The sequence below is a fragment of the Maritalea myrionectae DSM 19524 genome, from assembly GCF_000423365.1.
Lineage (GTDB): Bacteria > Pseudomonadota > Alphaproteobacteria > Rhizobiales > Devosiaceae > Maritalea > Maritalea myrionectae.
Map to the genome: position 1 here is coordinate 945,559 of NZ_AUHV01000003.1, position 23,702 is coordinate 969,260.

The window sequence follows — 23,702 nt, forward strand, 5'->3', positions numbered from 1 at the left end:
CTATGGGTAAGCACACAGGTTTCCTCGAAATCGATCGTCAAGAAGCGCGCTATGAGCCAGCCTCAGATCGCGTGCGGCACTACAATGAATTCACGGTCCCCCTCACCGAGGGCGAGATTGTGCGGCAGGCATCACGCTGCATGGATTGCGGCATTCCTTATTGCCATGGCAATACGGGCTGCCCGGTCAACAACCAGATCCCCGATTGGAACGATTTGGTTTATCAGCGTGATTGGGAAGAAGCATCAGAGAACCTTCACTCCACCAACAATTTCCCGGAGTTTACGGGCCGCATCTGCCCCGCACCTTGTGAAGAGGCATGCACGCTCAATTTGGAAGACGCCCCTGTCACCATCAAAACCATTGAGCAAACCATCGCCGACCGCGCCATCAAAAATGGCTGGCTAAAGCCAGAAATCGCCGAGAAAAAGACGGGCAAAAAAGTAGCCATCATTGGCTCTGGTCCTGCAGGCATGGCCGCCGCGCAACAATTGGCGCGCGCTGGGCATGAAGTGCATCTCTATGAGCGCGAGGCCAAAGCGGGCGGGTTGCTACGCTATGGCATTCCTGACTTCAAAATGGAAAAGCACCACATTGATTGGCGCGTCGAGCAGATGGAAGCCGAAGGCGTAATCTTCCATTACAATGAGAATATCGGCGTGACACGCTCGTTTGCCAACCTCAGAAAGAACCACGACGCCGTGTTGCTTTCTGGCGGCGCAGAGCATCCCCGCGATCCAGGTTGTGCTGGCCAGGATCTGGGCGGCGTGCATTTCGCCATGCCTTATCTCACGCAGCAGAATAAACGCGTCAGCGGCGAAGATATTGGCGACGAAGCGCCAATCTTGGCCAATGGCAAGAAAGTTGTCGTGATTGGTGGCGGTGACACCGCATCAGACTGCGTGGGCACTGCGTTCCGTCAAGGTGCCGTTTCCGTAACGCAATTGGATATTCGCCCCGAGCCGCCAAAAACCGAAGATAAGCTCACCTCTTGGCCACACTGGGCCATCAAGCTGCGCACATCATCTTCGCAGGCCGAAGGTGCCAACCGCGAATTCCAATCGGCAACGGTTGAAATTATCGGCAATGATTTGGGCCATGTAACGGGCGTGAAATGCACACGCGTGGATGAAAACCGCGACCCCATCAAAGATGGTGAGTTTATTCTGCGTGCCGATTTGGTGCTGATGGCCATTGGCTTTGCCCACCCCTTGCAAGAGGGCTTGCTGGCCGAATTGGGGGCTGATCTCGACCCACGCAAAAACCTTTTTGCGGACACCCTGTCCTATCGCACATCAGTTGACGGCGTGTATGCCGCAGGTGATATGCGTCGAGGCCAATCCTTGGTGGTTTGGGCCATTCGGGAAGGGCGTCAAGCGGCCCGCGCAATCGATATGGATTTGATGGGCGGCACCGATTTGCCGCGTTAAGTCCAACGCTTATTGAGGCAGCTGGGGCAATTCGTCCTCAGCTGCCAAATCAACACCCACCCCAAACGCATCTGCGCGCCCAATCGGGGCTTCCATCAATTGTTCTAGCCGCACGGCGGGTGTGGATTGTGCTGATTTCACCACCAAGCCGCCGGCATCGGCCCGTGGCTTTTCGCCCAAGGGGCGCACAATACCTGCCACTTCCAACATCCGCACTTGACTCAAGCCCTGAAAAGGTGGCCGCTGCAATTGGGCCGCGTCGCTATTCGCCAACGGGTCTGCCACCGCGATGGTCACACTGCCGCCGCGATAGAAAGTCTTGATCGATTTATCGACAAAAAAGGCCAGCTTATCATTGCCGCGCGCTGTCAGGTGAATGCCATCACCCTTGCGCATTTGCGCATTTTGGCCATTCAGGTCTGGGCCATAGGCCGTGTAATTGCCATCCTCATCCACAAACCGCTCATAAATATCGACAAATTCCACGCCAAACTCGAACGCCACCAACCGATGGATGGACGAGATTTGGCTCATGGCCGAACTATAAGAATTTGATCGCATGGGCGGCAGGCCAACCCAAACAACCGGCTTGTTCGCGGCTTTCAATTGAGACAAAAACTGCGCCAGCCGATCTCTATACGCGGCGCGCCATTCTTCCGTCAGCGGGTCGAACACCCCCTTGTCGGTGCGAATGACTTGTCGATCATTGGTCCCGATGGCCACCACGACCATGTCAAAGTCATCTTCGGCAAGCCGTTCTTCGATGGCCTCGTTCCAATCATAATAGTCGTCACGCACAAAACCCGACGACCCCACACCGGCACCCAAAATCTTGAGCTGCGGGTCTTCGGCGTAAAACCGATCCAAGCCTTTGGCCAGATCGATCGACAGGCCATCCCCGATCACCAACAGCCGTGTTGCATCCGGCGCTTTTTCAATGGTTTTAACCTTGGCGGGTGCCACCACACTGGGCGAACTGCGCTGTGGCGTGGTCCGTTGCGGTTGTGGTGCTGGTTTTTCTTTTTTGTTGCGGCCAAACAAAATATCAAAAAGCGTGCGTCGTTCGCCGCTATTGTTCTGCGCCACTTGAATACGTTCTTCGGCAAATGCCGGATGCGGTGCCATTGTTGCTGCCATGGGCAACGCCAAGGCCAACAAAACCACCATCCAAAGTGCGCGCATTCTATAGCTCATAATTTTGATTTAGCACATCATTGCGCCATCAGCACATCAAAAACCTGTTTGGTGGCAAAGCCATCCACCACCAGCCCGGCATCTGCCTGCCACGCCCGCAAAGCCTTCTGGCTGATCGGCCCAAGCCGACCATCCACTCCGCCGCGATAATAGCCCAATTGCTTCAGTTTTTCCTGTAGCGCCACCCGCTGTTGCCGGTTGAGGAATGTTGCATCGCGCGGCCAGTCATTGGCAAACGGCCCCACCCCCTTCAATCGATCAGTCAAATGCGCCACGGTAAGGGCATATGAGTCGGCAAAATTATAGCCTTTGAACGCCAAATAATTTCGGCCCATCAAAAATTTAGGTCCGTTTTTCCCGGCCGGCACATAAAGGAACACAGGCTGATCAAGATCGCCAAACTGGCGTCCAGCCACCCGCTGTACCCCGCGTTGCGCAAAGAACCCCACGGTGCGCAATTGGTCGCGGCCTGCCAAGCGATAATCAAAGCCGTTGGGCAGCTCAACCTCCATGCCCCAATCCTCACCCGGCACATAGCCAAGCGAAAGCAACCATCGCGCTGAAGAGGCCAGCGCGTCCGCTAAAGAATTGTGCACATCGATCTTGCCGTCACCGTCAAAATCAACCGCCAGTTTGCTGTAGGCGGTAGGCATGATTTGCAAATGGCCCATGGCCCCGGCCCAGGACCCTTTTTGATCTACCGGCATTTTGCCCGCCTGCATCAATTTGAGCACCAACAACAATTCCTTTGCGTCGGCCTCAACCCGCCCGCGGCGTTGATGCACCAACGAAAACAGCGACCGCAACACAGGCTTAAAATACACATCATGGCTCATGATGGTGCCGTAATTGGTTTCAATGCCCCAAATGGCCGCCAGCACATACGGGTCCACGCCATATTGTGCCGACACGCGGTCGAATATGGCTTTGTTGGCCCGGTACTTTTGCTGCCCCTGCTTGATCTTCGCCGCACTCACCCGCTTATCAATATAATCCCAGATCGGGCGTTCGAATTCCGGCTGGCTGGCCTGCGCGGCTTTAATTTTGGGGTCCGGTGTCAGCCCTTTTGTGACACGGCGATAAAAATCGCGCGACACACCTTCGGCCACAGCGCGACGTTCAAAACTTTGTATAAAATCGGAAAAACTTTGCTGCGGTGCCGCAAAGCCAAGCTGCGGCACCAGCAAAAAACTTAAAACCATCAATGCGCGTAAAAACATGAATATCCCCTGTTTACCCGCACCAATGATGCTCTTTTATTTAGGCGATTTCCGGGCGGTCATTGCGGGTCAAAAGATATTTTTCCCACGCATAGGCATTGTTCACAATGCCATTCAAATCATCATATTGTGGGGTCCACCCTAGCATTGAACGCACCCGATCTGCCCCGGCCACAACCGCTGCCGGATCGCCGGCACGTCGCTCGGTCTCTTGCGCGGTGAAATCAACGCCAGTGACTTTTTTCACGGTATCCACCACCTCACGCACGCTATAGCCACGGCCATAACCACAGTTGAGCGTGGTCGAAAGGCCGCCATCGCGCAAGTAATTCAACAATAAGCCATGCGCCGCCACCAGATCACTCACATGAATATAGTCACGCAACGCGGTGCCATCGGGCGTGTCATAATCGGTGCCGAAAATTTGCATTTCATCGCGTTGGCCGAGCGCGGCCTGGCAGGCCACCTTGATCAAATGCGTCGCGCGCGGGGTGGATTGGCCCAACCGTCCTTTCGGATCGGCCCCCGCCACATTGAAATAGCGCAACACGCCGAAGCGCAGCGGATGCGCCGAAGCAACATCTTGCAACATCATTTCACTCATCAGCTTGGATCGGCCATAAGGAGACATCGGGTTCAGCTGCGCATCTTCAAACACCGGCTCGTTGCCGGTCATGCCATAAACAGCCGCTGTTGATGAGAAGATGAAATGTTCAACGCCCCCCCGCACAGCTGCATCAATCAGATTACGCGTGGTCGCGGTGTTGTTTTGATAATATTTCAGCGGATTTTCCACCGATTCGGGCACCACAATTGATCCGGCAAAGTGCAGAATCGATTTGATATTGTGGGTTTTGATCAACTCTTCCACTAATTCCGTGTCGCCCGCATGGCCTTCAACGAACATGGCGCGGTCGTCAATGGCCCATTGAAAACCTGTGATCAGATTGTCCAATACCACCACTTTTTCGCCTTCATCCACCAAATGAAGCACCATGTGGCCGCCGATATAACCGGCACCACCCGTGACCAAAACGCTCATTTTTTGCCCCTTAACTGAATTCTAATCTGTTGCCATCTAACTGGCAAAGGGTTGCGAATAGCTTTAGACGCACCTATTTTTGCGTGTAAATAAAGACGATAGGGGATAAAATTGGCAAAAAAAGTACGTACCGCAGTGTTTCCTGTTGCTGGCTTGGGCACACGTTTTCTGCCCGCCACCAAAGCCATGCCGAAAGAAATGTTGCCGGTGGTGGATAAGCCATTGATCCAATATGCCGTCGACGAGGCACGCGAAGCCGGGATCGAGCATTTCGTGTTTGTCACAGGCCGCAATAAGGGAGTGATTGAAGACCATTTCGACAAGCAGGTCGAATTGGAGATCACCCTGCACCAGCGCAAAAAACACGACATGTTGAAAATGCTGGACGAAGGCTTGCCAAAGCCCGGACAAACCAGCTTCACCCGACAGCAAGAGCCGCTCGGCCTTGGCCATGCGGTGTGGTGCGCACGCGATATTGTGGGCAATGAGCCCTTCGCCTTGCTGCTGCCAGATATGTTGATGCGGGCGGAACCGGGTGTCCTCAGCCAAATGATGAACAGCTATAATGAGAATGGCGGCAACGTCATCGCTGTGGAAGAAATCGACCCCGAAGAAGTCAGCTCATATGGCATTGTGGGGCGCGGCGACGGGCCGGATGAAGGTTTTGACATCACGCAAATGGTGGAAAAACCCGCGAAGGAAGATGCGCCATCTAACCTGATCATCTCTGGCCGCTATATCCTGCAACCCGAAATCTTTGACCTGATCGCCAATCAATCCAAAGGTGCAGGCGGTGAAATTCAAATCACTGACGCCATGGGCACTTTGATGGAAAAGCAAAAATTCACCGGCGTAAAATATAAAGGCCAAAGCTTTGACTGTGGGTCAAAGATCGGCTTTCTCACCGCCAATGTGGTGTTTGCTTTGGACCGGCCGGACATTGCCGAAGGTTTTCAACGCGAATTACAGGCCATCGACTACGAAGGCCTCAAAGGTCTGATCAAGGACGCGTAAACCGAAGACCCGCCTCGATGGCGTTGGTCCGGCTGCCGCCATCAACGCTATCTTCGCTCACTTCATAGCTGTAACCAGCATAAGCAGTTGCATAACTATTGATCAAATAGGTCGCTTCCAAGCCAATTCCAAATTGGCCCGCCGTGCGGTCGCTGCCTTGATAATGCTCGCGTCCGAACTCAGTCGACAGGCTATAGCCAACCCGATCATTGATCTGCTGGCTAAATCCAATTGACAAATTGTCTGTAATTTTTGTCGGCTCGCCAGGAATGGTCGCCGGGCTAAGCGCGGTTCCTGCATTTACTTCAAGCGACGCGCTGTTGCCCAGTTGATAGGTGATAGCCGCGCCATAAGAGGTGGTCAAAACATTGTCTAAACTGGCGTCATCATAAGTGCGACGCAATTGTCCCACCGAAATTTCACCGCTCAACCGGTCCTTAAAGGCCGCGGAAACACCAAGGCGATTGTCAAAGGTCCACCCGTCACGCTTGGCGGAAAGCACGGCCGAGGCTTGGTCGTAAATTGAACGGCTGACCTCACCATCGTAAAAGACACTCACTATTGGGGTGATCTCGCGGCTTGCCCGTCCGCCAGCAGAAAACGCCCAACTGTTCTGATCTGAGTTGTCGACCAAGCTGTCATCATCCAGCTTGGTTGGTCCCGTTTGCGAACGCGCAATCCCGACCCGACCTTCCAGCCCCGTTTTGTTGAATTGATGGGCCAGCGTTGCCCGCGCGCCAAAATCTTGGCTCAACGGCGCTTCGGCCACATCGTCAGGCAAGTCGTCGTTGTTAAGCCGCGGCAAATCAAGACTGTACGACACAGCAGCATCAAAACTGGTTTGTCGGCTCAATTGATACTCAACAGCACCATCCAAATTAACGCCACGCACCCCGCCATTCTCTGCTTGATATTTGTCGATGGTCGCCGATGCACTGCCCGATAAGGTCCAGTCTTCATCTGCGCGCGTGGCACTGATCGAAGGGATCGCTTCAAAAAAGTTCTGGCCTTCGCCATCTTTCATCTCATAACCACCGCGCAGGCTCAAACTGGTCGAAAGATCGAAGGGATAAAGCAAGTCCTGGGCTGAAGCCGGCGCCGCCGAATAAAACACAAAAGTGCCCACCATGCAGCAGCCGACAACCAACGCTGAGGGCGTGCCTTTCATGGCACCGTAAAGAGGCAGTTTAATGCTTGGGGACGGCAGCATGTGGCAGATCAACTTCACTCAAGGTTCGGAAAAATAACTGCATCAATCATGACGTTTTATGGTTAATGAAGCGTTGAAGAGAACCAACTATTCACCCCAAAAATTGACCGCAAGTACTTCACTTTTAAGCACAATTTTCATCACGTAAATTTTACGTCCATATATCTCGTCATTAACAGCTGATTAGCCTTAACGGGTTAGACTGGCACCAGATTGACCTAGCGCCCGTTCGGGGTTGCAGTAAGGAGTAGGGTCGCATGGATTTAGCCACAATACTTGGCATGATTGCCGGTGCCGCGTTTATTGGACTGGCCATTTTTATGGGGGGCTCGTTTGGACAATTTGTCGATCCACCCTCCATTTTGATCGTTTTGGGCGGTGGTCTCGCCGCAACTCTTATTCGCTTTCCGATTGCGGGTGTCATCAGTGCATTTGCAACCGGGGGCAAAGTCGCCTTCACCCACAAGAAAGTCGATCCGCGTGAACTGATCGAGAAAATTGCCGAAATGGGCGATATTGTTCGGCGGTCTGGCCCACTGGGGCTGGAAAATGTTGAGGTGGATGAGCCCAATTTGCGCAAAGGCGCACAATATATTGCCGATGGCTACGACGCTGTTTTCATCCGCGAGGCGATGGAGCTTGAGCGCGATCATTACATTAGTCGCCTGTCAGAAGGCCAACGCGTTTTTAAAAGCCTGGGCGATGCGGCCCCCGCCTTTGGCATGATCGGCACGTTGGTCGGTCTTGTTCAAATGTTGGCAAACATGGAAGACCCATCAGCCATAGGCCCAGCCATGGCGGTCGCGTTGTTGACCACAATGTATGGCGCAGTGTTGGCCAACTTGGTGTGCTTGCCCGTCTCCGACAAACTCCTGTCCAAATTGGAAATGGAAGAGATCAACCAAACCTTGATCATCGATGGCATCATGTCGATTCGCGATGGCAAAAGCCCCGCCCTAATCACACAAATGTTGACCGCCTATCTGCCTGAAACGCAGCGCGATCATCTTGAAGATGCCGCCTAAGGCGCAATATCGAGTATTAGGACAATAGAATGGCCAGAAGCAAAAAAGCAGCAGCCGGAGGCGAAGTACCAGAGTGGTTGGTCACATTTGCGGACCTTATGTCTATTCTGGTGTGTTTCTTTGTTTTGATTATTTCATTCTCCATTCAGGATGAATTGAAATTGCAGGTTGTTGCTGGCTCACTGAAAGACGCATTCGGCGTGATCAAAGTTGAGCAACGCGCTGGCATCATTGAGCGCGATGGCAATCCACAACGCGACTATGTGAAAACGCTGACCTTGGACGACGAAGTCACACAGACTGAGTTCCAAAACGAAAAGCATGACGATCGCTCAAAGCAGGGCCCAGAAGCCAACACCCATGATATTGAACGTTCTGAAGTGGAAAAACCACGGCAGTTCGCGTTGGCCACAACCACCCTGCGCCAGGCGTGGCAGGAATTGCCTGAGATCACCTTTGTTGCAGACAATTTGTTGATTGAAGAAACCGAAGAAGGTTTGCACATCCAAATTGTGGACCAAGAAGGCCGCGCCATGTTCCCTGAAGGCTCAAAATATCCATACGAGGTCACCCGTAAAGCCATCGAAGTGATGACACCAATTCTGAAAAGCCTACCCAACCAAATCAAGGTCACGGGCCATGTGGCATCAGGCGGTGTTTATCAAACCCAAACCTATGGCAAATGGGATTTGTCGACCGATCGCGCCAATATTGTGCGGCGGGTGATGGAAGAGTTTGGCATGCCGTCCGAACGGTTCCACGCTGTTGTCGGCAAAGGTGAAAGCAAACCGCTCTTTCCGAACGATCCCTATCTTTCTGCCAATCAGCGAATCTCGATCCTGCTGATGAAGGAAGAGCCGCCGGTACCGATCGAGCTACGCCCCTAAATCATTGAGATAAGCGACGACTGCCGCCCGGTGCGTATCGGTTGCTTCTTCCAAAAACCGCAAAAACGCGTCCGTTTTCGCCGACTCGCTGCGCCGCTGATGATAAAGGGCCACGCGCCGTCCTCGATTTTCTTTGAGCTCCGGCAAAATGTGCACCAGCGCGCCGCTGCGCAAATGCGTGATCGCGTAATCAGCTGGCAGGTTGGCAATGCCCACACCCTGCAGCGCGCATTCATTCAGGGTCTTATAGCTATTGGTGCGAAAAACAGCCTGGCTTTCCACCTGCACGGTTTTATTTCCCAACATCATTTGCCACTTGTCCAATTTGCGCGGCCAGTCAAAATAGATCAGCCGATGTCGCGCCAAATCCTCAAACTGTCGCGGGGTGCCCGCTGCAGCCAAATAGTCCGGCGACGCCACCAAAAAATTTACATGCGGCACCAATTCTTGCGCCATAAATGGAGAATCCTGGCCGGGCGAAAGGGTGCGCACCGCTACATCAATATTGTGGCTGACCAAATCCAAATAGCGTCGATCCGTGTCGAAATCGATCATTAAGTCCGGATATTTCTTGCAAAAGGCGGGCAACTGCGCGCTTAAAAACCGCTCACTAAAGGCAACAGGCATAGTGACGTGCAACGTGCCCCGCACTTCGTCGCCAGTGCGCAAGCGGTCTTCGGTAACATCAATTTCCTGCAGAACGCGGCGCACCATGCGCAAATAATTTTGCCCCTCATCCGTCAGCACCATATGCCGCGTTGTCCGCCGAAACAAAACAGCCCCCAGCCGCGCTTCCAACTGGCCGATGGTTTTGCTCACCGAGGAGGCCGGCAAATTCATCACAATGGCTGCTTTGGCGAAGTTGCCTTCCTGCGCCACCGCGGAAAACACCCGCATTTGATGCAATTGATCTGTTCTTCTCGTCATCGCAATCCGCCGCCAACCAACTTCATTCATTCCATAACAGAACGAATATAGTGCAATGTGGCGCAATTGTCTGGCATTTAAATCATGAATAGACCGCGACAAAGGAGATTTTTATGTCACCCGCGTCGCAAATATCAAAAAGTCCGCCCACCTCAGCACTGTCAAATACCAGCCCTCAATTTGCCACGCCCCAAATGGTGTTGCTTGTGGTTGGCACACTGATCACGTCACTGGCCCAAGGCTTCATGCTGGTGGGCGTGCCTTGGCTCATTGTGCAGATGCCCGGCGGCACACCTTTGCTGGGCGCCGCCTCTTTTCTCATCAATATTTTGATTTTCTTTTCCGGCCCGCTGCTCGGCGCATGGATGGATCGGCACAACCGCAAAACAAGTTTCGTCGGCATTCGGGTCGTTGCCGCGCTTGGGTTGGTCATATCCGCAGCCCTCAGCCACCATGAGTTGACCCTGCCCTGGGCCTTCATATGCACGCTGACGCTCGTCAATTTTGTGGTGACATTTGATCAAAGCGCCCGAGTGGCCTATGCCCAAAGCTTGCTTGATCGCAGCAAATTCCGCACCATCAACACAATTTTTGAACTCCAAAACCAAGCAGGCAATCTGGTGGTGGGGGCCAGCATGGCCATGATCATCACCCACCTTTCGCCACAGATCATCATGTGGGGCCTGATGAGCTTGTTTTTCACCTCAGGCATCTTGCTGGCGCTGCTCCCCGGTTCACCACCAGTTGATCGGGACACACACCAACCGCTGCTCACCGCCCTGCGGGACGCCGCGCAATATCTTAAAACCCGTCCGCGTTTGGCTGTGTTGAGTGTGGTTAGCTTTGCTCCCTATATATGCGTGCAAACCGGAAACTTTCTCGTTCCCGTTCTTTTGGCACACACCTTGAACGGCACAGTGGAGGATTTTGCCCTGTTTGAAATCAGCTTTGCCCTTGGGGCGATCGGCGTTGCCCTTTCCGCCCGGGTCACAGCACGTTTCAGCCCCTTCGCTTTGATGTTGACGTCAATGAGTGCATTTACGCTGTGGTATCTCAGCCAAATTATCTGGCCGAGCATGTTGACTATTATTTGGTTTGCCTTTGTGGCGGGGTGGGGCAATTCCACCGTGCGCATCGCCCGCAACTCATGGCTGATGGATGAAGTCCCCGTCCAATATATGGCGCGCGTTCTCGCATTTCTCCAAACCACAATGATCGCCATGAAGATTGTGGCGCTCGGGCTGGCCACATGGTTTGCCACCAGCCTCAGCCCCTGGCATGCCCTCGCCATCATCGGCGTGGGCCAAGTCGTGGCACTTGGGGTGATGGTGATTGTCGCCTATCTCAAATATCAGCGTCGTCACACCGCTGCAAAGGCGACAATGATTTAGCTATTCCAACGGCTCAACGTTCAACACCGCACCGCTGGTGGCGATCACTTTAACGCGGGTTTGGGCTGGCATGTCCGGCCCTTCCACGCGCCACCAGCTTTCGCCAACCTTCATGCGGCCTTTGCCGTTCACAATTGGCTCATCAAGCGTATAAGTGTCACCGATAAATTTGGCGCCGCGCTTGTTGAGAAAAGGGTGATCTGATTTGCCACCACCGCCTTTGAAATAGAGCGTCCAAAGCGCTACCCCGGCGACGGAGAGCACACCAAACAACAACCATTGAAACTGCCAGTTTAAAAAGCCGGTAAAGGCTTGAATGCCCACCGCAATCGCGGCGAGACCAAACCAAACAATCACGCCGCCAGGCGCCATCAGCTCGACGCCCAACAGCAAAAAGCCACCAATAATCCAGGCCCAAGGGCCCAGATCAGTGAACCAATTGATCAATTCCATCTAGCCCTCCTTCTTGCCGCTATCCGGCACACGGCCTGATGTGCGGCGCTGGGACGAACCTTCGCCAAATGCTTCTTTCGCAATTTCTGCAACACCACCAATCGCGCCGATCAGATTTGCTGCTTCAAGCGGCATCATCAACACTTTCTGGTTTGGTGATTTGGCAATGCCTTCCAAGGCTTTGATATAGTTGTTGGCCACAAAATAGTTTACCGCTTGCACATCGCCAGCCGCGATAGCTTCCGACACCATCTGCGTGGCCTTGGCTTCCGCCTCGGCTGCCCGTTCCCGCGCTTCCGCATCACGGAACGCGGCTTCCTTGCGGCCTTCAGCTTCAAGCACTTGCGATTGTTTTTCGCCCTCGGCTTCCAAAATCGCGCTTTGACGGCGGCCTTCACTTTCCAAAATGGTGGCGCGTTTTTCCCGCTCGGCCTTCATTTGTCGGCCCATGCTTTCCACCAGATCAGCCGGAGGATCTATATCCTTTATCTCAATCCGGGTGGTTTTCACCCCCCATGGCGACACCGCCTGATCCACCACATGCAGCAACCGCGCATTGATTTCATCACGGTTGGACAGCAACTCGTCCAAATCCATCGAACCCATTACGGTCCGGATATTGGTCATGGTGAGGTTGAGGATCGCCACTTCGAGTTGGTTGACCTCATAACTGGCCGCTGCCGCATCCATCACTTGGAAAAAGTTCACGCCATTGACCTTCACCGTCGCGTTGTCGCGGGTGATCACCTCTTGCGAGGGCACGTCAAGCACGCGTTCCATCATGTTCATTTTGCGGCCGATGGCATCAACAAAGGGCACAATGATATTGAGGCCCGGCGTCAATGTGCGGGTATAGCGCCCAAAGCGCTCCACCGTATAATTATATCCCTGCGGCACCGTTTTCACCCCAGCGACCAGCACCAGAATGATCAGCACGACCGCCGCAATAATGGCTATTGAAAACCCGTCCATAACGCTTTCCCTCACGCAATTTCTTTAATTGATTGCGATCATTATGAAACGTTTGGCAGGGGAAAGAAAGCAGTTTATGCGCAGCGCATTGAGGGCGGTTAAACCCAGCCCTGCAACTCGCGGCGCACCACACTTTCAATCACATCGATACCGGGCTCTGTGGCATTGAGGCATGGAATATAGGCGTATTTTTCGCCCCCCGCTTCCATAAACTCTTCTTCGCCTTCCATAGCGATTTCTTCCAATGTTTCCAAGCAATCAACCGAGAAACCAGGCGTCAATATCGCCACTTTTTTCACGCCCAGACTCGGCAATTCTTCCAACGTTTTATCCGTATAGGGCTGCAACCATTCCTCCGGCCCAAAGCGCGATTGGAAGGTCACCATCATCTTATCTTCGGCCCATCCCAATTTTTCGCGCACCAAGCGCGTGGTCTTAAAGCATTGGCAATGATAAGGGTCGCCCTTCATCAAATAGCTTTTGGGCACACCATGATAGGAGGTGATCACCAAATCAGGCTTGAAGTCGAGATTTTCGAGGCCCTCAGTAATCGAATTTGCGATCGCGTCAATATAGGCAGGGTCTTCAAAATAGGCAGGCGCCGTGCGCACGGCTGGTTGCCAACGCATCTGTTTTAGATGATCAAAGGCTTTATCATTGGCCGTCGCAGTGGTGCTGGCGGCATATTGCGGATAAAGCGGCACCAGCAAAATCTTGTCGCACCCTTGCGCTTTCAACCGATCAATCGCTTCAGGCGTTGAAGGATTGCCATAGCGCATGCCAAAGTCCACCACCACATCATCATGGCCCTCAAGCCGCTTGCTCAGCTTTTCAACCTGCTCTTTCGCGATGACGCGCAGCGGGCTGTCATCATTTTTCATGTCCCAGATTTTATCATAGGCCGCGCCGGATTTTTTCGGGCGTGTGGTCAAAACGATAAGATTGAGGATCGGCCACCAGAAGGCCCGCGGAATTTCAATCACCCGACGATCGGACAGGAATTCCTTCAAATAACGGCGCATGGACCAATAATCTGTGGCATCAGGCGTCCCCAGATTGAGCAGCAAAACGCCAATCTTTTTCGGTTTAACTTCTGGATGATCCGGTGGAAGATGCGAAACCATAATGCCCCTTGCGTGCTGATGAATGGGATCGCAGAGCGTCACGGCGCATCAAAATGCGCGTCTGTCTGCCTGATCAATCCCCTACGTTCAATAAGCACATAACGCGATTTGGGTGCAACTGGTTCACAAAAAAAGGGCGGCCAATTGCCGCCCTTTCTCATAATTTATGCTCGTTTACTCAACTTTGGAGATGCGATCATCCGTTGTTGGCTCATAATCGCCACCCAATTTGGCGATGTAGTCAGCCACAACAACTTCAAGTCCTGGGCCATAGTCATAAGCGTTCATGCCATTCGTTTCAAAAACGCTATAACCGTCACCACCTGCACGCATATAATTGTTTGTGGCAACACCATATGTGGCTTCAGGATCAAGTGCTGCATAAGACCCATCGTCCTGCATCACTTCAACTGAAACAACGCGAGAACCAGGCTCAGCCTCTGGATCCCATGTGTATTTCATGCCGGCCACTTGTGGGAAACGACCTGCAACATCTTCAACTTGGCTCAACCCGTTTTCCAGCGCCGCAATCACGTCAGCACCTTTCAACTCAAAGGTCGCCAATGTGTTTTGGAATGGCAGCACTGTCAGCACTTCACCCATGGTGATCTCGCCTTCATCAATAGACGCGCGCAAACCGCCGCCATTTTGAATCACGATTTGAACACCCTGATCTTTTGTGCGGTCCAACATGGCTTCTGCCACCAGCACACCCATTGAACACACTTCAGCACGACAAACATTGCGGTCGCCATTGATTAGGCCAAGGCTATTGCCCACAACTTGTGCTTTGATTTCTTCAAGTGGTGCGGCCTTTTCCTCAATCAGTGCGGCCATTTCCTTGTCTTCCGGCACGCGAGCGTCCAGCAACCAAGGCGCACCTTCGGCTTCAATAACGTCGCCATTGTCGTCCCAAGTCACGCTCAACTCACCCAAATATTTGGTATAGGCATAAGCCTGCACAATCGGGACATTTTTGCCATTTGGCGCTTGCGCCATTGTTGGATATTCATCCAGCAATGTGTGCGAGTGACCGCCAACAATCACGTCAATGCCATCCACGGCTTCGGCAATCGCGATGTCGCGGTTGATGCCCACGTGAGACAGGAGAACAATCTTGTTCACGCCGTCAGCTTCAAGTTGTGTCACCAGCTTTCTGATAATGTCTTCCGCCTGAATAAACGGCACATTATCGCCTGGTGAAGAGGTTTCCGCTGTGTCTTCTGCCAACACGCCGATGATTGCGACTTTCTCGCCATCAATCTCTTTCACGATATGGGAGGGGACCTTGCCTTTCAGCAGCGGTTCATCGGCCAAATTGGTATTGGCAAACAAGACAGGAAAATCGACGGTATCGACAAATTCTGCCAGTTTTTCTGGCCCATCATCAAATTCGTGGTTGCCCACGGCCATGGCGTCAAAACCGATCATATTCATCAGCTCGGCGGCCAAGGCGCCTTTAAATGTCGTGTAAAACAATGAACCCTGGAATTGGTCACCGGCATCCAAAGTCAAAACATTGAAGCCAGCACCTTCCAAGGCGGAGCGACGGGTTTCAATGGCTGTCGCCACACGTGCCATACCACCAAAACATTCACCAGCGGCATTGTCTTCAGCACCGCAGCTAGAATCAAACCGGTTGATCGGCTGGATGCGCGAGTGCACGTCGTTAATATGCAAAATCTTGAGCGAAAAGTCCGCCAATGCGGGCGCTGCAAAGCTGGCAAGTGCCATGCCTAGCGTCAGCGCTAAAGCCTGTTTTTTCATTTTATAAAACCCTCCAAAGTTTATGATGCCCCCGGTTATAAGCCAGTCTTTGTTTCAGCTTTTTGACATTAGCCGCACTGGTCTTCGACGAGGTCCTCCCATGAGGCGCGAAATATGTCGCGCTCCCATGATGGGAAAAAGTTTAGGACAGTTTTATGACAGCCGCAACCGAATTTGACCGGTTGGAAAAATACACCGCTAGTTCGCTGTATTCGTGGTGACAATATAGCGATGCTTTTCACGCCTAAAATGCCGCGACAAATGCTTCATCAATGCTTCAATACGCTTTGCCTTGCGCAATTCAGGATGGGTCAAAATCCAAATCGGCATATAGCTTTCCCAGCCTAGCGCCGCGACAAATTGCAAGTCTGGCTGGATATCCCCCAACACTTTCGGTATCCGCGTCATCCCCAAGCCCGCCCGCACCAATTGCAACGCAACAATAAAATCCTCTGCCCGCGCTGCCACGCGCACATTCGGGCAATGCGCCTGCAATTTCTCCGGCACCGGCGCGGGCCAAGAATTAAAGGAGATAATCGGCACATCGCCGCTTAGGTCACCCTGCCCCAAGGCGGATTCTGCCAACCAGCGCGCCGAGGCATAAAAACCTGCATTTTGCTCCGTCAACTTTCGGCCCCACAGGGTTTCCGGTGGCCTGCGCGTCACCCGAATGGCCAGATCCGCTTCCCGTTGATGCAGATTGAGCAGGCTGTTATCGCCCACAAATTCCAGCAAAACTTTTGGATGCTCCGCTGCGAAGGCAGCCAAGCTATCGGCAAGCGGCCGGTCAATCAATGCCGGGGGAATGGTCAATCGAATGGGTCCGCTCAAATCCTGTTCGTGCACCACCAATTGCCGTTCAAGCGAATGAAGCTCCGGCTCCACCCGCCGTGCATGGTCTAGGATGACTTGCCCCGCCGCCGTCAGCTTTAGCCCGGCGGGCAAGCGTTCAAAGAACGCAATTTGCGCATCAGCCTCCGCGCGCGCCAAACGCCGCGAAATCGTGGCATGGGTCACCCCCATATGACGCGCCGCACCTGCCACGCCACCATGTCGGTCGATGGCCAGCATCAACCGCAACACATCCCAATCCGCGATCAGACTACTATTTTCGTACATAGATTGTACTGAGATAGCCAATTCCGCACAAAGTCAAGCGCTGCTATTTCAGGGGTGGAACCAAAAGGAGAGATAAAATGGCTCATTACGCATTGGTCACCTTGGTGATAAAAGATCAGGAAAAACTGGCGGCCTATCTGAAAGTGGGCGGCCCCGCCGTCGCAAAACATGATGGCAAAGCCATTGCTGGCGGCCCCGAAAGCCTGGCCCTTCAAATCCCTCATGGGGAAACAAAAGGTGTGGTGCTAGAATTCCCTTCCGCAGACCACATCACCGCATGGCTTGATGACCCTGAATTGGCTAATGTGCATGCATTGCGCAATGAAGCGGCGGATACAACAATCCTCTCATTGCCCAGCATCGGCTAGCGCATAAAAAAGGGCAGCGCCAAAGCTGCCCTTTTCAATCTTATTGTTCCAATGAACCTTAAACCTGCTCACCCAGCTCGTCGCGCCAGCTGTGCTTTGGCTGATAGCCGAGCATTTTTTTCGCCTTCGCGTTTGAATAGAAGGTTTCCTCCTCGCCCATCTCAGCGCAGGGCACGCCCTGATAAAAGCGCTCGAGCAACTCTTTGGTGCTGGCACCAACCGAATGATCGTCATTGGACACATTGAAGATTTCATAACCCAGCCCATCTGTCGCCAGGCATTGATCGACCATATGGCCCAAATCCCGCGCATCAATATAGGCAAAAAAGTTGCGCCGCCGCAGGGCCGGGTCGGCCAAATAGGCGGGGAAATTCTGCTTATACTCATGCGGTTCAATCACATTATTGATCCGCAGCCCATAAATATCAAACCCGGAACGCCGTTGAAAACTGCGGGCTGTGACCTCATTGGCCACTTTTGACATGGCATAGCTATCTTCAGGCACCACGGGATGCTCTTCATCGACAGGCAAATAGTCCGGCTTGCGTTCCCCATCGGCAAAGCACACGCCATAAGTTGTCTCTGACGAGGCAAAAATGATCTTTTTAACCCCAAACTTCACCGCCGCGTCGATTACATTATATGTGCCCAACGTATTGACCCGATAGCACTCATTATCAGATGTCAGCAAAAGCCGTGGGATCGCTGCGAAATGCACAACCGCGTCAAATTTTGGCACGCCAGTGCCGGGCTCCAACTCGTCGAACCCCGCATAACTCGCCATTATATCAAACATCTGTCCCGCATCGGTAATGTCAGCAATGCGATTATCCACGCCCTCAAGGTCGAGCGGCACGCGATCCACATTCAGCACCCGATGTCCCTGCGCCAGCAAATAGGCCACCGCATGTTTGCCCGCCTTGCCTGAACCGCCTGTAAATAAAATCCGCATAACCATTCTCCTTTGTTCGCCACTTCATCGCAGCACAGATTTTGCCCCGCAACAAGTCGACATACTCACGCAGGATCATGCATATTTGCCGTCAAATGTAAACGATTGCACAACCTCTTGCGCCAAGAGCTCACCCCTCAGGCGGTTAGCCCCTTAACTCATCTTTTTCGCTTTTTCTGCCGCCGCCAGCAGCCCATCGCTGATCGCCTCCGACAAATCAGATTCGATCATATTGGTCAGCCCGGCAGCCGTGGTGCCCGCATAGTCAACCATAGCCTGCACCTGTTCGGCAGGTGTAGCTGCATCTTCCGCCAACATGCGGCCACTGGCCAAAAACAATTGCCGCACCGCACGGTCCGCAATATCCGGCGCAATGCCATGCTTCACCGCATGATCCACCATGCATTGCGCATAATAGGCCACAAAGCCCGGCACAGGCCCGGTCATCGCCGTGAAATGATCGAGATGCGCTTCTTCATCCAGCTCATCTGTTTTGCCTGTAGCGCTGAAGATTTTATGGACCACGGCCCGATCTTCCGGTGTCACCTCCACGTTCGCCACCCACGGCGAATAGGCCAACCCGTTGGCCGCCGCCGGGCTGCTCATCGCTCGCACAATGCGAGTGGCCGCCGTCGCTTTTGCGATATCATCGATGGTGATCCCGGCCATCACCGACATCACCAACTTACCGGAGGCATCAATCTCAAGCGCTTTAAACTGCGCTGGGGGTACGCTCAGAATAACAATGTCGCACGCCGCCACCAACTGCTGATTGTCGCTGGTGACATGCACATTTTCATGGGAGGCAAATTCCGGCGCGGCACCACTTCGATTGGAGATCCATAATTCCAGATCGGCAAACGGCTTTTGCTGCAACAGCGCTTTCGAAAGGGCGCCACCCAGTGCACCCGAACCGCCAACAAGGCCAATACGCGTGGTCATATCTATCTCCTCCCAGATTATGCTACCCCCAAAGGGCGCTCATCAGCAGAATGGTGCCAAACCCGAACACCGTAAAGGCCCCCACCAGCTCAGCAGTGATCAGCACTTCGCCCCAGATTTTGCCGCCCTTTTGCTCCTGCGCCCGCACAAGGTCCTTGAAGTAAACCGCAAGACTGGCCAGCACCGAAACAGTGATGGCCGTGCCCAACCCCATCAAAAAGGTTGCCGCAATGCCCGCAGGCAGCAAATCTTGGCTCAAGGCAAAGGCCAGCACCACCAGCGCGCCGGAACAGGGCCGCAAGCCAACAGACATCACCAAGCCGACTTGTGCCTTCCAGTCGCGCCCGGCAAACTGCTTTGGCTCGGGCGCATGATTGCAATGATCACAGTTTTCCGCATCATGATCCGGGTGATCATGGCCATGATGATGGTGGTGGTGCGCATGGCCTTTGCCGCCAAAGCGTGGAGCCAGCTTGCGCCACACCAAATAAATGCCCAACAGCATCACCAAGGCATAGGAGCCAACGGCCATCCAATGCGCGGCATCCGACATGGCAAAACTGGTCAACCGCAACAATCCGGCTGCCACCAGCACAAACGTCACCGCCACCACAGATTGCATCATCGCCGCCGCAAAGCTGATCAAAATGCCCTGCCGCAGTTCGCGTTCGCTGGCGACCATATAAGAAGAGATCACCACCTTGCCATGGCCCGGCCCCGCCGCATGAAAAACACCATACAAAAAGCTCAGGCCGCCCAGCGCCCAAAAGCCGTTCCAATCATCTTTTAAAAATTGCAGCGCTTCGGTCAGAGCTTGGTAAAACGCTTTTTGCTGGGTGTTAATCCAGCCCAAAATGCCCGTGGTTGAGCCGCCCATATTCGGCTCTTGTGGCGGGGCCACAAACGGGCTACCGCCGCGGCGCCCCACATTTGATGTCGCCGGGGCCGCGTCAGCTTCCTCGCCATCACAGCGCACCACAAGCACATTGGCCAGATTTTTCGCCGCTTCGGCCAAATGCTCAGGCAATTGCAACACGTCAGGGCCCAATGCAAACAATTCTTCTTCCAGCTTTGGATCAATCGGACGCGGGCCGTTCACTTCAAGGCTGCACCCTTCTGGCGCGCCAACCAACTCCGCCGCATCTTCCTCGGCAAAAGTGAAGGCCACATAATATTCGGGGTCACCCACTTCAATTTCAAACGCCTGCCGCACCGGCTGCGGCACCGTAAAATCCAGCGTGAACGAAAGGATCAGATTGGTGCCATCAAACACCATGCGGGCATCGCGGCCGCGCGCAATTTCTGCATTGCCGCGCCCCTCACCCGCAAAGGTGTAATAGCTATATTCGGCCAGCCCGATCATATTGTCGTCGGCCAGCGGTTGCAGTTCTTCAGGGCTGACCTCGCCGTCGCCATCAGTGTCCAAACCCTGCACAGCCCAAGCCGAATAAAGCGCATCAAAATTCCAGCGCTGCCGCACCCCGGCAATCTCGCCCTGTTCGTTGAACAACACATCCACTTGCGCGTCGGCAAATATGTGCGGATGGGCAAAACTGGCGCTCGCGCCTGCCACCAAAAGCCAAACGGCAGCCATCACAACACGCATATATGCCGACAAAGATTGAACTGACTGAATCATGAAGTCCCTAACAATAAGCTGCGCTGGCTTTTGCCAGGCAAATGCGGCCAAAATCAGTAATAACATTACATACCGTGATTTGCGGCTGTAGGCCAAGAGCCAAATTGCACCATCGGATAGCCGCTAAGGTTTTGAAACCATTAATTCTTTCGACATTCCCTATTAACGATATTGCGCAAGGCTTGTTTCCACACTGCCACACATAGGCTAAAAAAGGAAAATGGCGCTAAAATTTGAAAAAACATTGAGCTATCAATTTATGCAGCTGGGGGCCATTGCCCGCCAGGAAGCATTAGCGCCTTTGCGCATGCACGGTTTGCAGACTGGCGATGACGTTATTCTGTTTTGGTTGGCGGACCAATCGCGCATGACCCTTGAAGATATGCGTATCGGACTAGATATGCCCCCGCATCAATTCAATGCCCTGATCGACCGCCTCGACAGCGCGAAAATGCTCGAAAGCCAGGCCGACGAAACTGACGGCACCATCCATCTATTTCTATCGGCCATCGCCCTTAACGTGCTGCAGGACATCCATAAAAACCTAAAGACCCTCGATAAAGAGCTGACCGCAGAGCTAAGCGCACATAAGACCAAGAAGCTGAAAAAACTTCTGAGCAAAATCAGCAATCTGTTTTGACAAAACTGATCAGGTTTGGTTCTCTCAATGTCCAATTGGAGAACGCCCATGCTGTCGACGCCACTTTATATTCTTGATCTGATCGGCGTGGCGGTGTTCGCCACAACCGGCGCCTTGGTCGCCTCCCGCAAACAAATGGATATAATCGGCTTTGTGCTGTTGGCCACGCTCACTGGTGTCGGTGGCGGCACCTTTCGCGACCTTATTTTGGGGCGCACCGTATTTTGGACCATTGATCAAACCTATTTGATCACCTGCTTTGCCATCGCCATCATCGCATTTTTCGCGTCGCACCTGATCCAGCGCCGCTATATCGCACTTTTGTGGCTCGATGCGATCGGCCTCTCTGCCTATGGGGTGATGGGCGCACACATTGCCACCCAAAACGGCGCGGGCTTCTTCGTCGCCGGGGCCATGGGCGTCATGACCGCCACCTTCGGCGGCATGATCCGCGATGTGGTTAGCGACGAAAATGTGCTGATTTTACAAGAAGAGATTTACGCCACAGCCGCTCTGGTCGCCGCCTTTGCCTATTTGGGCCTGACCTATCTGGGCATCCCCCCGCTTTACGCCGCAAGTGCAGGCACCGCGCTAGGGCTCGTCGCCCGCGGCGGCGCGATCATATGGCATTGGCAATTGCCCCGCTACAAGCCACGCGAAGGCCGCGAATATTGATTATTCAATCGATGCCGATTTGATGATTACAAAAATATCGCCGCCGGGAGCCAAGCCTAAATCGGCCACGGTTTTCGCCATCACCCGCGCGCGGATATTGGCCTCACCCACTTTGACAAAAATATCCGTGGTCGAAGGATCAATCGCCTCCATCTGCTGAATACGGCCTGTCAATTGATTGCGGGCGCTGATGCCCTCTAGCCGCGTTTTGGCCAGCATCACATCACGCGCCCAGATATTGAGCTGCACCGCCCGCCCAATCTCCAATCCGCGATTGGCCACCTCCAGCATCTGCCCGCCAATATTGATCTGCGCCAAACCATAATCATCGTCCAGCGCGGCCACATGGCCGGTGACACGGCTGAGCAAATGCGCATCAGACCGCAAAGCCAAAATGTCCTGCGTCGGCCCGTGCGCGACAATTTTGCCCGTTTCAATCACCGCGATATTGTCGGCCAAGCGTGCTGCCTCTTCCATGGCATGGGTCACATAGAGCACAGGGATATCAAGCTCGGCAAACACATCGCGCAAAAACGCGATCATCGCCTCACGCTTGGCCGGGTCCAGCGCCGTCAGCGGCTCATCCAGCAACAGCGCATCCGGATTTTGATGCAACGCCCGCGCCAACATCACCCGCTGTTTTTCCCCGCCCGACAAATCATGCGGTTGCCGCGCCAGCAAATCATTGATGCCCAACCGCGCCGCCAACGCCACCAAATCACCTTGGCGCTTTAGCCGGATATTCTCTTCAACCGTCAGATGATCCAACAAGCGCGGTTCTTGAAAAACCATACCCAAATGCCGACGATGCGGTGGCACTGCTTTGTTGCCACCACTCAATGCACGGCCAGCCAATTCGATTGTACCGTGGCTCGGCTCCAGCCCGACCAAAGCCCGCAATAATGAGGTTTTGCCCGCTCCAGACGGGCCAACCAGCGCTGTGACGCCCGCACCCGCGTTCAGTCGCATGTCAAATTGCCGCATGCCGCGCGAAAACTGCACATCGATCTTAAACATGGCGCACCGCCCGTCGCCCGGTCAGCCGACGCTCCAGCCAGGACAGCAAAAATTCTGAACCCCAAATCGCCAATCCCGAAATGCCAATCGAGACAAGACAAAGCCAAAGCACCAATTGGCCTTGATCAAAAGCTTGCAACGCGGAATGGATCGCCAAGGAAAGAGTTTGGGTTTCCCCCGGAATATTGGCGACAAATGTGATGGTTGCGCCAAACTCGCCAAGGGCTTTGGCAAACCCCAGCACGCCACCAGCCACCACACCGGGCAAGGCACTCGGCGCATAAAGCGTGATAAACCGTTGCCATGGCGTCAGCCCGGCCACGGCCAGCGCCTCATCCAGATCTTTGGACACATGCTCAAAACTCAACCGGATCGGCCGCACAATCAGCGGCAGTGCCACCAACCCGGCCGCCAACGCTGCTCCAGCCACGTTAAAGGCAAAACTGATGCCCAACGGCGCCAACAATTGCCCCACGGCCCCCTTCGGCCCAAAAAGATAAAGCAGCACCAGCCCGGTCACCACCGGCGGCATCACCAAGGGCATCATCACCACAACGGAGAGCAACCGCCGCCCAAAAAACCGCTTTGTCGCCAAAACATAGCCAAGCACAAAACCCAATGGCAGCGCCCAGATCAGCGCAAACAACGCCACCTTGAGCGACAATCCGACAATGGTGAGAAATTCTGCCACGAC

At 53.8% G+C, this 23,702-nt stretch carries 23 protein-coding genes; 8 read left to right on the plus strand and 15 right to left on the minus strand.

All coding sequences use genetic code 11. The features are described 5' to 3' along the window. The first annotated feature begins 2 nt into the window (after positions 1–2). Entirely contained in the window at positions 3–1,430 is a 1,428-nt protein-coding gene (locus G549_RS0110825; RefSeq protein WP_027835043.1) for a glutamate synthase subunit beta, read from the plus strand. Between the two features lie 9 nt (positions 1,431–1,439). On the opposite strand, the gene G549_RS19960 is transcribed toward G549_RS0110825, so the two are convergent. From G549_RS19960 to galE, 3 genes are read right to left on the minus strand one after another with little or no spacing between them, the layout of a single operon-like run. Further along, entirely contained in the window at positions 1,440–2,612 is a 1,173-nt protein-coding gene (locus G549_RS19960; protein WP_051213629.1) for an SGNH/GDSL hydrolase family protein, read from the minus strand. Between the two features lie 29 nt (positions 2,613–2,641). Next, complete coding sequence (locus tag G549_RS19965) at positions 2,642–3,844, minus strand: lytic murein transglycosylase (RefSeq protein WP_036221910.1); 1,203 nt, start codon at positions 3,842–3,844, stop codon at positions 2,642–2,644. Between the two features lie 40 nt (positions 3,845–3,884). Continuing rightward, positions 3,885–4,886 carry a UDP-glucose 4-epimerase GalE gene (galE, locus tag G549_RS0110840; RefSeq protein WP_027835044.1) on the minus strand — a complete coding sequence of 334 codons (1,002 nt, stop codon included), beginning with the start codon at positions 4,884–4,886 and terminating at the stop codon, positions 3,885–3,887. 105 nt (positions 4,887–4,991) lie between these two features. Between galE and galU the strand changes: the two genes are divergently transcribed. Next, entirely contained in the window at positions 4,992–5,900 is a 909-nt protein-coding gene (galU, locus tag G549_RS0110845; protein WP_117394963.1) for a UTP--glucose-1-phosphate uridylyltransferase GalU, read from the plus strand. Here the strand turns inward: galU and G549_RS0110850 are convergent. Beyond that, positions 5,887–7,110, minus strand: a complete 1,224-nt coding sequence (locus G549_RS0110850) for an outer membrane beta-barrel protein (RefSeq protein ID WP_027835046.1) — start codon at positions 7,108–7,110, stop codon at positions 5,887–5,889. The genes galU and G549_RS0110850 overlap by 14 nt on opposite strands. A gap of 257 nt (positions 7,111–7,367) precedes the next feature. Between G549_RS0110850 and G549_RS0110855 the strand changes: the two genes are divergently transcribed. Then, positions 7,368–8,135, plus strand: coding sequence for a motility protein A (locus G549_RS0110855; RefSeq protein WP_027835047.1), 768 nt, complete (start codon positions 7,368–7,370; stop codon positions 8,133–8,135). 29 nt (positions 8,136–8,164) lie between these two features. After that, positions 8,165–9,022, plus strand: a complete 858-nt coding sequence (locus tag G549_RS0110860; RefSeq protein WP_027835048.1) for an OmpA/MotB family protein — start codon at positions 8,165–8,167, stop codon at positions 9,020–9,022. Here G549_RS0110860 and G549_RS19970 read toward each other — a convergent pair. Next, positions 9,011–9,949: a LysR family transcriptional regulator gene (locus G549_RS19970; protein ID WP_169449639.1), complete on the minus strand. Its 939-nt coding sequence runs from the start codon at positions 9,947–9,949 to the stop codon at positions 9,011–9,013. The two genes, G549_RS0110860 and G549_RS19970, sit on opposite strands and share 12 nt — an antisense overlap. A 113-nt stretch (positions 9,950–10,062) precedes the next feature. Between G549_RS19970 and G549_RS0110870 the strand changes: the two genes are divergently transcribed. Beyond that, a complete protein-coding gene (locus G549_RS0110870) occupies positions 10,063–11,340 on the plus strand; it encodes an MFS transporter (RefSeq protein WP_036221914.1) in 1,278 nt (425 codons plus the stop codon). On the opposite strand, the gene G549_RS0110875 is transcribed toward G549_RS0110870, so the two are convergent. The 5 genes from G549_RS0110875 to G549_RS0110895 form a co-directional block, all read right to left on the minus strand. Then, the gene (locus tag G549_RS0110875) at positions 11,341–11,793 is read right to left on the minus strand and encodes an NfeD family protein (protein WP_036221917.1); all 453 of its coding nucleotides are present in this window, start codon (positions 11,791–11,793) and stop codon (positions 11,341–11,343) included. Then, positions 11,794–12,765: an SPFH domain-containing protein gene (locus G549_RS0110880; protein WP_027835051.1), complete on the minus strand. Its 972-nt coding sequence runs from the start codon at positions 12,763–12,765 to the stop codon at positions 11,794–11,796. 98 nt (positions 12,766–12,863) lie between these two features. Next, complete coding sequence (gene hemH / locus G549_RS0110885) at positions 12,864–13,889, minus strand: ferrochelatase (RefSeq protein WP_051213631.1); 1,026 nt, start codon at positions 13,887–13,889, stop codon at positions 12,864–12,866. A 174-nt stretch (positions 13,890–14,063) separates the two neighbouring features. Continuing rightward, positions 14,064–15,656 carry a bifunctional metallophosphatase/5'-nucleotidase gene (locus tag G549_RS0110890; protein ID WP_027835053.1) on the minus strand — a complete coding sequence of 531 codons (1,593 nt, stop codon included), beginning with the start codon at positions 15,654–15,656 and terminating at the stop codon, positions 14,064–14,066. Positions 15,657–15,854: 198 nt separating this feature from the next. After that, positions 15,855–16,775, minus strand: coding sequence for a LysR family transcriptional regulator (locus G549_RS0110895; RefSeq protein ID WP_027835054.1), 921 nt, complete (start codon positions 16,773–16,775; stop codon positions 15,855–15,857). Positions 16,776–16,852: 77 nt separating this feature from the next. Between G549_RS0110895 and G549_RS0110900 the strand changes: the two genes are divergently transcribed. Beyond that, positions 16,853–17,143: a DUF1330 domain-containing protein gene (locus tag G549_RS0110900; protein WP_027835055.1), complete on the plus strand. Its 291-nt coding sequence runs from the start codon at positions 16,853–16,855 to the stop codon at positions 17,141–17,143. Between the two features lie 58 nt (positions 17,144–17,201). On the opposite strand, the gene G549_RS0110905 is transcribed toward G549_RS0110900, so the two are convergent. The 3 genes from G549_RS0110905 to G549_RS21385 form a co-directional block, all read right to left on the minus strand. Then, the gene (locus G549_RS0110905; protein ID WP_210162419.1) at positions 17,202–18,101 is read right to left on the minus strand and encodes an NAD-dependent epimerase/dehydratase family protein; all 900 of its coding nucleotides are present in this window, start codon (positions 18,099–18,101) and stop codon (positions 17,202–17,204) included. A 147-nt stretch (positions 18,102–18,248) separates the two neighbouring features. Then, positions 18,249–19,037 carry a pyrroline-5-carboxylate reductase family protein gene (locus G549_RS0110910; RefSeq protein ID WP_027835057.1) on the minus strand — a complete coding sequence of 263 codons (789 nt, stop codon included), beginning with the start codon at positions 19,035–19,037 and terminating at the stop codon, positions 18,249–18,251. Between the two features lie 22 nt (positions 19,038–19,059). Then, the gene (locus G549_RS21385) at positions 19,060–20,742 is read right to left on the minus strand and encodes a HoxN/HupN/NixA family nickel/cobalt transporter (protein WP_051213632.1); all 1,683 of its coding nucleotides are present in this window, start codon (positions 20,740–20,742) and stop codon (positions 19,060–19,062) included. A gap of 178 nt (positions 20,743–20,920) precedes the next feature. On the opposite strand from G549_RS21385, the gene G549_RS0110920 reads away from it, so the two are divergent. Both G549_RS0110920 and G549_RS0110925 read left to right on the plus strand, forming a co-directional pair. Further along, on the plus strand, positions 20,921–21,316 hold the full coding sequence (locus G549_RS0110920) for a MarR family winged helix-turn-helix transcriptional regulator (protein ID WP_169449640.1): 396 nt from the start codon (positions 20,921–20,923) through the stop codon (positions 21,314–21,316). A 27-nt stretch (positions 21,317–21,343) separates the two neighbouring features. Then, positions 21,344–21,991: a trimeric intracellular cation channel family protein gene (locus G549_RS0110925; RefSeq protein ID WP_246778367.1), complete on the plus strand. Its 648-nt coding sequence runs from the start codon at positions 21,344–21,346 to the stop codon at positions 21,989–21,991. Here the strand turns inward: G549_RS0110925 and G549_RS19980 are convergent, their stop codons facing one another. Together G549_RS19980 and modB are read right to left on the minus strand one after the other, a co-directional pair. After that, a complete protein-coding gene (locus tag G549_RS19980; protein ID WP_051213633.1) occupies positions 21,992–23,008 on the minus strand; it encodes a molybdenum ABC transporter ATP-binding protein in 1,017 nt (338 codons plus the stop codon). Beyond that, positions 23,001–23,699, minus strand: coding sequence for a molybdate ABC transporter permease subunit (modB, locus tag G549_RS0110935; protein ID WP_027835060.1), 699 nt, complete (start codon positions 23,697–23,699; stop codon positions 23,001–23,003). The genes G549_RS19980 and modB overlap by 8 nt, the downstream gene beginning before the upstream one ends. Positions 23,700–23,702 lie beyond the last annotated feature (3 nt).

Bases quoted from the DNA above. Each gene is read 5' to 3' on its own strand.
- G549_RS0110825 (WP_027835043.1), top strand. From the start codon at position 3: ATGGGTAAGCACACAGGTTTCCTCGAAATCGATCGTCAAGAAGCGCGC.
- G549_RS19960 (WP_051213629.1), bottom strand. From the start codon at position 2,612: ATGCGCGCACTTTGGATGGTGGTTTTGTTGGCCTTGGCGTTGCCCATG.
- G549_RS19965 (WP_036221910.1), bottom strand. From the start codon at position 3,844: ATGTTTTTACGCGCATTGATGGTTTTAAGTTTTTTGCTGGTGCCGCAG.
- galE (WP_027835044.1), bottom strand. From the start codon at position 4,886: ATGAGCGTTTTGGTCACGGGTGGTGCCGGTTATATCGGCGGCCACATG.
- G549_RS0110850 (WP_027835046.1), bottom strand. From the start codon at position 7,110: ATGCTGCCGTCCCCAAGCATTAAACTGCCTCTTTACGGTGCCATGAAA.
- G549_RS0110855 (WP_027835047.1), top strand. From the start codon at position 7,368: ATGGATTTAGCCACAATACTTGGCATGATTGCCGGTGCCGCGTTTATT.
- G549_RS0110860 (WP_027835048.1), top strand. From the start codon at position 8,165: ATGGCCAGAAGCAAAAAAGCAGCAGCCGGAGGCGAAGTACCAGAGTGG.
- G549_RS19970 (WP_169449639.1), bottom strand. From the start codon at position 9,949: ATGACGAGAAGAACAGATCAATTGCATCAAATGCGGGTGTTTTCCGCG.
- G549_RS0110870 (WP_036221914.1), top strand. From the start codon at position 10,063: ATGTCACCCGCGTCGCAAATATCAAAAAGTCCGCCCACCTCAGCACTG.
- G549_RS0110875 (WP_036221917.1), bottom strand. From the start codon at position 11,793: ATGGAATTGATCAATTGGTTCACTGATCTGGGCCCTTGGGCCTGGATT.
- G549_RS0110880 (WP_027835051.1), bottom strand. From the start codon at position 12,765: ATGGACGGGTTTTCAATAGCCATTATTGCGGCGGTCGTGCTGATCATT.
- hemH (WP_051213631.1), bottom strand. From the start codon at position 13,889: ATGGTTTCGCATCTTCCACCGGATCATCCAGAAGTTAAACCGAAAAAG.
- G549_RS0110890 (WP_027835053.1), bottom strand. From the start codon at position 15,656: ATGAAAAAACAGGCTTTAGCGCTGACGCTAGGCATGGCACTTGCCAGC.
- G549_RS0110895 (WP_027835054.1), bottom strand. From the start codon at position 16,775: ATGTACGAAAATAGTAGTCTGATCGCGGATTGGGATGTGTTGCGGTTG.
- G549_RS0110900 (WP_027835055.1), top strand. From the start codon at position 16,853: ATGGCTCATTACGCATTGGTCACCTTGGTGATAAAAGATCAGGAAAAA.
- G549_RS0110905 (WP_210162419.1), bottom strand. From the start codon at position 18,101: ATGGTTATGCGGATTTTATTTACAGGCGGTTCAGGCAAGGCGGGCAAA.
- G549_RS0110910 (WP_027835057.1), bottom strand. From the start codon at position 19,037: ATGACCACGCGTATTGGCCTTGTTGGCGGTTCGGGTGCACTGGGTGGC.
- G549_RS21385 (WP_051213632.1), bottom strand. From the start codon at position 20,742: ATGTTATTACTGATTTTGGCCGCATTTGCCTGGCAAAAGCCAGCGCAG.
- G549_RS0110925 (WP_246778367.1), top strand. From the start codon at position 21,344: ATGTCCAATTGGAGAACGCCCATGCTGTCGACGCCACTTTATATTCTT.
- G549_RS19980 (WP_051213633.1), bottom strand. From the start codon at position 23,008: ATGTTTAAGATCGATGTGCAGTTTTCGCGCGGCATGCGGCAATTTGAC.